The 10,341-nt window shown below is 70.1% G+C and carries 6 protein-coding genes; 5 read left to right on the top strand and 1 reads right to left on the bottom strand.

What is annotated here, in order from left to right; translation table 11 throughout:
• The first annotated feature begins 155 nt into the window (after nt 1–155).
• Together ADK64_RS29140 and ADK64_RS29135 are read left to right on the top strand one after the other, a co-directional pair.
• Complete coding sequence (locus ADK64_RS29140; RefSeq protein ID WP_053663703.1) at nt 156–1,604, top strand: aldehyde dehydrogenase family protein; 1,449 nt, start codon at nt 156–158, stop codon at nt 1,602–1,604.
• Nucleotides 1,605–1,823: 219 nt separating this feature from the next.
• Nucleotides 1,824–3,194, top strand: coding sequence for a S53 family peptidase (locus ADK64_RS29135; protein WP_053663700.1), 1,371 nt, complete (start codon nt 1,824–1,826; stop codon nt 3,192–3,194).
• A 216-nt stretch (nt 3,195–3,410) separates the two neighbouring features.
• On the opposite strand, the gene ADK64_RS29130 is transcribed toward ADK64_RS29135, so the two are convergent.
• Nucleotides 3,411–6,245: a glycoside hydrolase family 3 C-terminal domain-containing protein gene (locus ADK64_RS29130; RefSeq protein ID WP_053663697.1), complete on the bottom strand. Its 2,835-nt coding sequence runs from the start codon at nt 6,243–6,245 to the stop codon at nt 3,411–3,413.
• Nucleotides 6,246–6,587: 342 nt separating this feature from the next.
• Between ADK64_RS29130 and ADK64_RS29125 the strand changes: the two genes are divergently transcribed.
• The 3 genes from ADK64_RS29125 to ADK64_RS29115 are packed head-to-tail and all read left to right on the top strand — an operon-like array spanning nt 6,588 to nt 10,296.
• Complete coding sequence (locus tag ADK64_RS29125) at nt 6,588–8,300, top strand: extracellular solute-binding protein (RefSeq protein WP_053663695.1); 1,713 nt, start codon at nt 6,588–6,590, stop codon at nt 8,298–8,300.
• 26 nt (nt 8,301–8,326) lie between these two features.
• A complete protein-coding gene (locus ADK64_RS29120; protein ID WP_053663693.1) occupies nt 8,327–9,364 on the top strand; it encodes an ABC transporter permease in 1,038 nt (345 codons plus the stop codon).
• Nucleotides 9,361–10,296: a carbohydrate ABC transporter permease gene (locus tag ADK64_RS29115; protein ID WP_053663691.1), complete on the top strand. Its 936-nt coding sequence runs from the start codon at nt 9,361–9,363 to the stop codon at nt 10,294–10,296. The genes ADK64_RS29120 and ADK64_RS29115 overlap by 4 nt, the downstream gene beginning before the upstream one ends.
• The last annotated feature ends 45 nt before the right edge of the window (nt 10,297–10,341 follow it).

The raw sequence follows: 10,341 nt of genomic DNA, 5'->3' as shown, positions 1-10,341 counted from the left end.
TTCCCCCCCCCCCCCCTCCCCCCCCAACCCGCCATTACGGAGCACCCCCCACCCCGACTGCTACGACTCGGACAAGCGACCCTCGGCCGCCCCCGCCCTACCGTGGACCACGAAAGCCAAGTACACCTCCAACGCGGAAGGGCCGGGACTCGCACATGACTTCCACTCACGCCTTCTGGCTCGCCGGCCGCCAGGTCACCGGCGAGGACACCTTCGACGTCACCTCCCCGTGGGACGGCCGGCTCGTCGGCAAGGTCAGCGTGCCCACCGATGCCCAGGTCGAGGAGGCCGTGGCCGCCGCGTACGCCGTGCGGGACGAGTTCGCCGCCACCCCGGCGCACGTGCGGGCCGCCGCCCTCGACCACGTCAGCAAGCGGCTGGTCGAGCGCACCGAGGAGATCGCCCAGCTGATCTCCGCCGAGAACGGCAAGCCGATCAAGTGGGCCCGGGGCGAGGTCGGCCGTGCCGTCTCCGTGTTCCGGTTCGCCGCCGAAGAGGCCCGCCGGTTCAACGGCGGCGAGGCCCAGCGGCTCGACACCGACGCCGGTGGCCAGGGCCGGCTGGCCCTCACCCGCCGTTTCCCGAAGGGCGTCGTGCTCGGCATCGCGCCGTTCAACTTCCCGCTGAACCTGTGCGCCCACAAGATCGCCCCGGCGATCGCGGCCGGCGCGCCCATCATCCTGAAGCCGGCGCCCGCCACCCCGCTCTCCGGCCTGATCCTCGGTGACCTGCTCGCCGAGACCGAGGGCCTCCCGGCCGGCTCCTGGAGCGTCCTGCCGGTCGCCAACGACAAGATGCCCGCCCTCGTCCAGGACGAGCGCCTGCCGGTCATCTCCTTCACCGGTTCCGAGAAGGTCGGTTACGCGATCATGGACTCGGTGCCGCGCAAGCACTGCACGCTGGAGCTGGGCGGCAACGGCGCCGCGGTCGTCCTCGGCGACTACGCCTCCGACGCCGACCTGGACTGGGCCGCGACCCGTATCGCGACCTTCTCCAACTACCAGGGCGGCCAGTCCTGCATCTCCGTGCAGCGCGTGATCGCCGACGCCTCGGTGTACGACCGGCTGCTGCCGCGCATCGTCGCCGCCGTCGAGGCGCAGGTCACCGGTGACCCGTCCGACGCCAAGACGGACGTCGGCCCGCTGGTCAGCGAGGACGCCGCCAAGCGCGTGGAGTCCTGGGTGAAGGAGGCGGTCGAGGCCGGCGCCACGCTCCTCACCGGCGGCGACCGCGACGGTGCCTCCTACGCGCCGACCGTCCTCACCGGCGTACCGGCGGACGTCACCCTCGCCTGCGAGGAGGTCTTCGGACCGGTCCTGACCGTGACGAAGGTGGACGGCGAGGCCGAGGCGTTCGCCGTGGCCAACGACTCCAAGTACGGCCTCCAGGCAGGCGTGTTCACGCACGACCTGCAGGTCGCCTTCCGCGCCCACCGTGCCCTGGAGGTCGGTGGCGTGGTGATCGGCGACGTCCCGTCCTACCGTGCCGACCAGATGCCGTACGGCGGCGCCAAGCAGTCCGGTGTGGGCCGTGAAGGCGTGCGGTTCGCGATGGAGGACTACACCTACGAGCGCGTGCTGGTTCTCACCGGTCTCGCGCTCTGACCTGCCACGGACAGGTCAGGCGGAACGGCCGCAGTCCACTGTGCGGGGACTGCGGCCGTTCCTGTTTCCGGCTGAATGATGTGGTCCGGTAAAGGATTTGGCATCCGCAGGTCAATTATCTTGTTCTGTGCATGACTCGCTCCACCGGGTGAGTGTCGACTAGGGCGACCAATCACGTCCGACCGATCACGCCCGATCGTGGACCACTCAGGGGAACACATGCACATAGCCCGTACCGGGCGCGGCCTCGCCGCCACCGCCGCCACCGCCGCACTCGTCGCCGCGGGACTGGCGACCGTCTCCTCGGCCGGCGCCGCCACCGCCGCCGCGCCCGCCGGCGTACCGCACACCTTCGCGGCCCCGGCCGTCGCCGGGCACACCCTCGCCCGCGACGTGGCCAGCCCCCTCCCCATCGCCCAGTGCCAGGCCAAGTGGCACATCAACTGCTACAACCCGCTCCAGTACAGAAACGCGTACAACCTCAACGCGCTGTACAAGAAGGGCATCACGGGCAAGGGGCGCACCATCGTCATCGTGGACTCGTTCGGCTCGCCGACGATCCAGCACGATCTCGACGTCTACAGCAAGCAGTTCGGGCTGAAGAGCACCAAGGTCAAGGTCGTCAAGTGGGGCCACGTGCCCGCCTTCGACCCCAAGAACTCGGACATGACCGGCTGGGCCGGCGAGACCACCCTGGACGTCGAGATGGCGCACGCCGTCGCGCCGGACGCCAAGATCGTCCTGGTGGAGACGGCCGTCGCCGAGACCGAGGGCACCACCGGTCTGCCGGAGATGATGAGCGCCGAGAAGTACATGATCGACCACGGTGTCGGCGACGTCATCAGCCAGAGCTTCGGCGCCACCGAGAACACCTTCCCCGGTTTCGCCAAGGGCGACTTCACCAGCATCAAGAAGCTGCGCTACGCCTTCGAGGACGCCGCCCGCAAGCACGTGACGGTCCTCGCCTCCTCCGGCGACGGCGGCGCCACCGACAGCACCGCGGACGGCAAGGGCTACTACAAGTACCGCGTCAACTCCTGGCCCTCGTCCGACCCGCTGGTCACCTCCATCGGCGGCACCCAGCTCCACCTGGACGACAAGGGCCAGCGCGTCAAGCCGGACAGCGTCTACAACGACTACGGCTCGGGCGGCGGCGGCCAGTCCCACGTCTTCACCCGTCCGGCCTTCCAGAACGGCGTGAAGAAGGTCGTCGGCACCCGCCGCGGCACCCCGGACATCTCGATGGCCGCCGCGGTCAACGGCGGCGCCTGGACCTACTCCAGCTTCGACCCGACCGCCATCGGCTGGGACGTCACCGGCGGCACCAGCGAGGCCAGCCCGCTCTTCTCGGGCATCGTCGCCCTCGCCGACCAGGCGGCCGGCCACCGTCTGGGCGACATCAACCAGGCCCTGTACACGCTCATGGGCCGCAAGGGCTCCGGCGTCGTCGACGTCAACGACGGCACCGACAACAGCTACCAGGGCGTCAAGGGCTACAAGGCCGTCAACGGCTACGACATGGCCACCGGCGTGGGCACGCTGAACGCGCTGACCTTCGTGCCGGCCCTCGCGAAGGCGGGCCGCCACTGACGAACGGCCACAAGGCCGCTCATCGGGCAACTCCTGCGACGGCCCCGGGTCCTGGACCCGGGGCCGTTCGCGTGTCCGCCCCCGACGCAACCATTCTTGCTAATGGAAATCATTTTTGTATAGCCTGACGGTGGCGCTAGCCCGCCAGGGTGAAGGGGCCCGGCACCGCTGCCTTCCGGTGCCGGCCCCCTTCCCGTCGTCGCCCCCTCCGGACCCTCAGCCGGAGAAGGCGACGTGCGCGAGCCGCAGCGGGCCGCGCAGTCCGATGCGGACGTCGCGTACGCCCTCGGTGACGACGCCGGCGCCCAGCGTGGTGTAGGCGTAGGGGCCGGCGGTCGGGGTGTCGAGGCGCAGGGCCGCGAGCACCGGCCCGCCGTCCAGGGAGACCTCCAGTACGCCCTCGCCCGACACCAGCGCGGTCAGCTCGGTCACGCCCGGTCCGAAGTCGCAGGCCCGGTAGACCAGTTGGGCCGCCGTGCCGTCCGCCGGGGTCACGGCGTCGCCCGCCGCCCGCGTCCGGTCCACGATCGCGATGCCCGCCTGTTCGTCGAAGTCCGCGCCCGCGAGGCCGAGTCGGACCACCGGACGCGGGGCCGGCGGGGTGCCGTCGACGTGGACGGTCGTCCGAAGCCGGACGTCCTGGCTGGACGCGCCGACGAGCAGCTCGTACGGGCCCGTCTCCAGTCGCGGGGTGCCGAGCGCCACGTCCCAGAACTCCAGCGCGGACAGCGGGACTTCGAAGGACACCTCGGCCGTCTCGCCCGGCGCGAGGGTGAGCCGGCGGTGGGCCAGCAGTTCCCGGCGCGGGCGGATCACCGACGGGTCCACGGCCCGGCCGTAGACCTGGACCACCTCGTCCGCCGCCCGGTCCCCGGTGTTCGTCACCGTGCAGGCGACGTGGAGCGTGCCGTCCGCGATCCGGGCCGCGAGCGAGCCGTAGCCGAAGGACGCGTACGACAGGCCGTGCCCGAAGGGGAACAGCGCGGTGCCCTCGAAGTAGAGATAGGTCTGGCGGCCGCCGATCACGTCGTAGTCGAACAGGTCGGGCAGATCGGTGTCGGAGGCGTACCAGGTCTGCGGGAGCCGGCCCGCGGGGCAGACGTCGCCGGCCAGCACGCGGGCCAGGGCCGTGCCCGCCGCCTGCCCGCCGTGCGCGGTCCACAGCACGGCCGGCAGTCGCGCCACGTCCACCGCGTACGGATACGCCGAGGTCAGGACCAGCACCGTACGCGGGTTCACGGCGCGGGCCGCGCGCAGCAGCCGCCCCTGGTGGGCCGGGAGTTCCAGGGTCGTACGGTCCTCGGTCTCGCGGCCGTTGACGTGCGGGTCGTTGCCCGCGACGACCAGGACGACGTCCGCCCCCTGCGCCGCCCGCGCCACCGCCTCCTCGCCCCGCTCCACCGTGATCACCTCGAAGACGTCGCCGGTGTCGGCGACCTTCGCGCCGTCGGCGGCGACCTGGACATGGCGACCCGTGCCCAGGTGCGTCAGGAGGTGACCGTGCCGGTGCGGTTCGAGGCGGAAGGTCTCCTGGACCACCCAGCCGCCCGGCTGGTCGGCCGAGGCGCGCACGAAGCCGTCGTCGGCGACCGAGAGGTAGCGGCCGTCCGGCGCGCGCAGGGTCAGCACGCCCTCGCCCCAGTCGGCCAGCGCGAACTCGGTGCCGGTGGCGTCCGTGGTGAGCGGCGGCAGATCGGTACGGCCGGACAGCAGCGCGGGGTCGAGCGCGCCCTCGGTGCCGCGCGCCTGCTCGGCGGCGTCCGCCGGTGGCACGTGCAGGAACGCGCCCGCGGCGGTGCGCAGCCGGATCCGGTCCACGCCCTCCGCGAACTCCACGCGCTCGGCGCCGAACCGCTCGTACAGGCCCTCCAGCGCGGTGGAGCGGTGGATGAGGCTGCCGCTGTACCAGTCGAGCTTGCACTCGTCGGCGAGGAGGCCGACCACCGCGATCCGGGTGTCGGGCGCGAGCGGCAGCAGGTCCTCGTCGTTCTTCAGCAGCACGATCGCCTGCTCGGCGGCCTCCCGTGCGAGCGCCCGGTGCGCCGGGGTGTCGAACGCGCCGGTGCCGGCGTGCGGGTCGCGGTGCGGGTCGAACTCGCCGAGCCGGAACCGGACCGAGAGCTGACGGCGGACGGCGGTGTCGATGTCGGCCTCGGTCAACAGCCCCCGCGCATGGGCCCCCTTGACCCGTTCGACGATCCGCGAGCCGTCCGTCCCGTGGTCGGTGAAGCTGTCCACGCCGGCCAGCAGGGCCGCCGCGGTGGCCTCCTCGTGGGTGTCGAAGTAGTGCTCGGCGTCGACCAGGTTGGAGGGCGCGCCCGCGTCCGAGCAGACCAGCAGATCCTCGCCGGTCCAGGTGCGCAGGGGCGCGCGCAGATACGGGGAGACGTGGTTGGGGCGGCCGTTGACCAGGTTGTACGCGGGCATCACCCCGGCCACCGCACCCGCCTCGACGGTCTCCCGGAAGGCGCGCAGATCGTACTCGTGCAGCACGCGCGGACGGACCGAGGCGGACGACGTGGCCCGGCCCGTCTCGTTGTTGTGCGCCAGCCAGTGCTTCAGGACGGGCGCCGTGCGCCAGTAGATCGGGTGGTCGCCGCGCAGACCCTGGGTGTACGCCGTCGCGATCGCCGAGGTCAGTTTCGGGTCCTCCGCGTAGCCCTCCTCGTTACGGCCCCACAACGGATGGCGCAGCAGATTGACCGTGGGGGACCAGACGTTGAGGCCGACCCGTTCGTCCCGGGCCCGCATCGCGCGGACCTCCTTCGACACCGCCTCGCCGACCCGCCGCACCAGCTCCGGGTGCCAGGTCGCGCCGAGGCCGACAGCCTGCGGGAACACCGTCGCCGGACCCATCCAGGCCACACCGTGCAGTGCCTCCTGGCCGGTGCGGAAGGCGCCGATGCCCAGACGCTCCACGGCGGGCGCGAACTGGTGCAGGAAGGAGATCTTCTCGTCCAGGGTCAGCCGCGTCAGCAGGTCGTCGATGCGCTTCGCGAAGGGCAGATGCGGATCGCGGAACGGTGGGGTGGACGGCGAGTCAACGGTCACGGGAGGTTCCCCTTGCGGAGGGAGCGACGAGGATGCTTTCGAAGCGCTTCGATGCTCGATCGAACGAGGTCGGGGTGTCAAGGTGCCGTGCGTGAAGATGACGCATATCCCGCCGCTGCAGCAAGGATTATCGACCCGCCGAACGGCTGCCCGTGGCATCGCAGGAATCTTGGGAGCGACCCTTGTGCGCCCCCAGGTGTTCACTTAACCTCACAGCAACATCGAAGCGCTTCGACTGACTGATTTTCGCCGCAGCATGCTTCCGCTCAGCCAGATCCACTCGAGACACCACGGCCGACGGCCACCGCCGGGTGTCCTGGTGCGCCACGAAGGGTTGACGCAATGACGCCGAACGCCGCCTCCGCATCCTCCGCGCCCAGCCGGAGAAGCGCTCCCAGCCGGCGGAGCTTCCTCGCCTCCACCGCGGTCGCCGCAGCGGCGGTCGCGGGCGGGGCGCCGTTGCTCAGCGCCTGCGGCGCCTCGGACGGCGGGTCGGGCGGGGGCACCACCTCCGGCAAGAACGCCAGGAAGCTGCTGCCGGCCTACGTGGCCAGCGACGTGGTGAGTCCGGACATCCCGTCCAGGAACGGCTCCTCGATGGGCTTCACCGGCAAGCTGGACGTCGCCACCCTCAAGACCTCGGTCCCGAAGAAGCTCGGCAAGGGCGGCAGGTTCACCGTCATGTCGCCGTTCTGGGGCTCGCCGCCGAAGCAGGACAACCCCTACTACACGGCGATGAACGACCTGATCGGCGCCGACGTCGTCTGGCAGAACCAGGACGGCAACACCTACGACCAGAAACTCGGCGCGGTCCTCGCCTCCAGCGAGGTCCCGGACGTGGTGGTCATCCCCGGCTGGAACATGGGCGGCAAGATACCCAGCGCCATCATCGCCAAGTTCGCGGACCTGGGCCCGTATCTGGCGGGCGACAAGGTCAAGGAGTACCCGAACCTCGCGGCGATCCCGACCGACGCCTGGCAGCGCTCGATCTTCGGCGGCAAGCTGCGCGGCCTGCCGATGCCCGCCTCGTACGTCACCAACATCGTGCCGATGTACCGCAAGGACCTCTTCGACAAGGCGGGATACCGGATCCCCCGGTCCGCCGACGAGTTCACCGCGCTGTGCAAGGAGATCACCAACGCCCGCGCCAAACGGTGGGCATGCGGCGACATGAAGTGGACCGCGTTCAACGCCTTCGGTGTGCTGTCCGGCTCGGAGAAGGCCCTCGGCTGGAACCTCGTCGACGGCAAGCCGGTCTATCGCGTCGAGACCGACGAGTACCTCGAAGCGCTGGAGTGGACCCGCAAGCTGTTCGCCGCCGGATACGTCCACCCCGACTTCGAGCTGGGCAAGAGCCAGGCCACCGACCCGAGTTCCAAGTTCGGCGCCGGCGAGTTCCTGATCTGGAACAACGACATCTCCAACTGGTACGGCCAGCAGGCCTCGCAGGCCACCCAGAACCCGGACTTCCGCATCTGGGGCATGGACATCTTCGGCCACGACGGCGGCAGCCCCACCCTGTGGGCCGCCGAGCCGGCGAGCATCTTCGCCTTCGTCAACAAGAAGGCCTCCGATTCCGTCGTCCGCGACGTGCTGGCGGCGGCCGACGTCACCGCCGCGCCGTACGGCACCAAGGAGTGGATGACGACCAACTACGGCGTCGAGGGCACGCACTACAGCATCAGGAACGGTGTGCCCGTCAAGAACGACAAGGGCAACAACGAGGTCATCAACGCCTACGTGATGCTCGCGAGCCCGGCCTCGACCATCGCCCACCCCGACTACCCGGACATCACCAAAGGCAGCGTGGAGTGGCAGCAGCGGATGGGCGCCTTCACCAAGAAGTCGACGTTCTGGGGTCTGCAGATCACCGAGCCCGCCCGCTACACCAATCTCTCCAACGACTTCGAGCAGCTCGAGGACGACGTCGTACGTGGCCACAAGAAGATCGGCGACGTGCAGCAGGCCGTATCCGACTGGCGGAAGAAGGGCGGCGACCGGCTCCGCGACTGGTACAAGAAGCTGCTCGACGACAACGGGCCGGCGGCGAGCTGATCCGGTACCGAGGCGAGGAGAAGGCCGTGTCCCACAGCACGGTGCCTCGGAACGGGGCCGAGGCGAAGACGAAGGCGGCGAAGACCCCGGTGGCGTCCGGCGGCCCCGGCGGACCCCACGGCCGCGTGCGCGGCGGGAAGCTGCCCTTCCGGCTCAGATTCGGACGCGACCGCACCCTGCTCCTGATGACCGTTCCGGTCCTGGTCCTGGTCCTGGTCTTCAACTACGTGCCGATCCTCGGCAACATCGTCGCCTTCCAGGACTACGACCCGTACGTCAGCGACAACGGCGTCGTCTCCATGCTGCACAGCCCCTGGGTCGGCTTCGACCACTTCCAGCAGATCTTCCAGGACCCGGACTTCTGGAGTGCCGTCCGCAACACGCTGGTGCTGTTCTTCCTCCAGCTCGTGCTGTACTTCCCCGTCCCGATCCTGCTCGCGCTGCTCATCAACAGCGTGGTCAGGCCCCGGGTGCGGGCCGTCGCCCAGGCGGTGCTCTACCTGCCGCACTTCCTTTCCTGGGTGCTCGTCATCGCCGTCTTCCAGCAGATGTTCGGCGGCGCCGGGATGCTCTCCCAACTGCTGCGGGAGCACGGCCACAACGGCATCGACATCATGACCGACCCGAACACCTTCAAGTTCCTCGTCACCGCGCAGACCGTGTGGAAGGACGCCGGCTGGGGGATCATCGTCTTTCTCGCCGCGCTCGCCTCCGTCAGCCCGGATCTCTACGAGGCCGCCGCGATGGACGGCGCCGGCCGCTGGCGCCGCATGTGGCACGTCACGCTGCCGGCGCTGCGCCCGGTGATCGCACTGTTGCTGGTGCTGCGTGTCGGCGACGCGCTGACGGTCGGCTTCGAGCAGATCCTGCTGCAACGCGACGCGGTCGGGCCCGGAGCCTCGGAGGTCCTCGACACCTTCGTCTGGTGGAACGGCGTCCGCAACCAGGACTTCGGCTACGCGGCCGCCGCGGGCCTGATCAAGGGCGTGGTCGGCATCGGCCTGGTCCTCGCCGCGAACAAGGTGGCCCATCTCATGGGCGAGCAGGGGGTGTACCAGAAATGACCGCCGTGATCGAGGAGCCCGCCCGCGGACAGGGCCGGTGGTCCGCCCCGCCACGGCCGGCGTGGGAGGAGGAGCCGTCGAAGGCCGGTCTCGCCGGCAAGGGCATCGCCCTGACCCTGGCCTGTCTCGCCGTCCTCTTCCCGCTGTGGATCGTGATCGTCACCAGTCTGTCCACGAAGAAGACCATCAACGACGCGGGCGGCCTGGTGATGGTCCCCAAGGGCATCACCTTCATCGCCTACCGGGAACTGCTCGGCGGCGGCCAGGTCACGCGGGCGGCGGTCATCAGCATTCTCGTCACCCTGGTCGGCACGCTGTTCTCGATGACGGTGTCGGTACTGGGCGCCTACGGCCTGTCCCGCACCGGCACGCTCGGCCACCGGTGGATCCTGATGACCCTGCTGGCCACGATGTTCTTCAGCGCCGGCCTGATCCCGACGTACCTGCTGGTCCAGTCCCTGGGCCTGACCGACACCTATCTGGCGCTGATCCTGCCGAGTGCGGTGAGCGTCTTCAACATCCTCGTGCTGCGCGGGTTCTTCATGGGCATCTCGCCGGAACTGACCGACAGCGCGCGGATCGACGGCGCCGGGGACTTCCGGATCCTGTGGCAGATCGTCATGCCGCTGTCGCGGGCGGTCCTCGCCGTGATCACGCTGTTCTACGCGGTCGGGTACTGGAGCGCCTGGTTCAACGCGTCGCTCTACCTGAACGACCAGGACAAGATGCCGCTGCAGAACGTCATGATCCAGCTGGTGCAGAAGCAGCAGGCTCCGGTGGGGCTCGGGCAGGCCATCAAGACGGGGGAGCTGTCCGGGCTGGCGGTGCAGATGGCGGTCATGGTGATGGCCCTGTTGCCGGTGGCCGTGCTGTCGCCGTTCGTCCAGAAGCATTTCAGGAAGGGGATGCTGACGGGGGCGGTGAAGGGGTGACGGTTCGCTGCGCGGCCGGCGCCGGCAGGCGACCCCGCTCCCGGC

The sequence above is a fragment of the Streptomyces sp. MMG1121 genome, from assembly GCF_001280015.1.
GTDB lineage: Bacteria > Actinomycetota > Actinomycetes > Streptomycetales > Streptomycetaceae > Streptomyces.
Note: the sequence above shows the minus strand (reverse complement) of the source record. Positions and strands in the feature narration are given on the sequence as shown.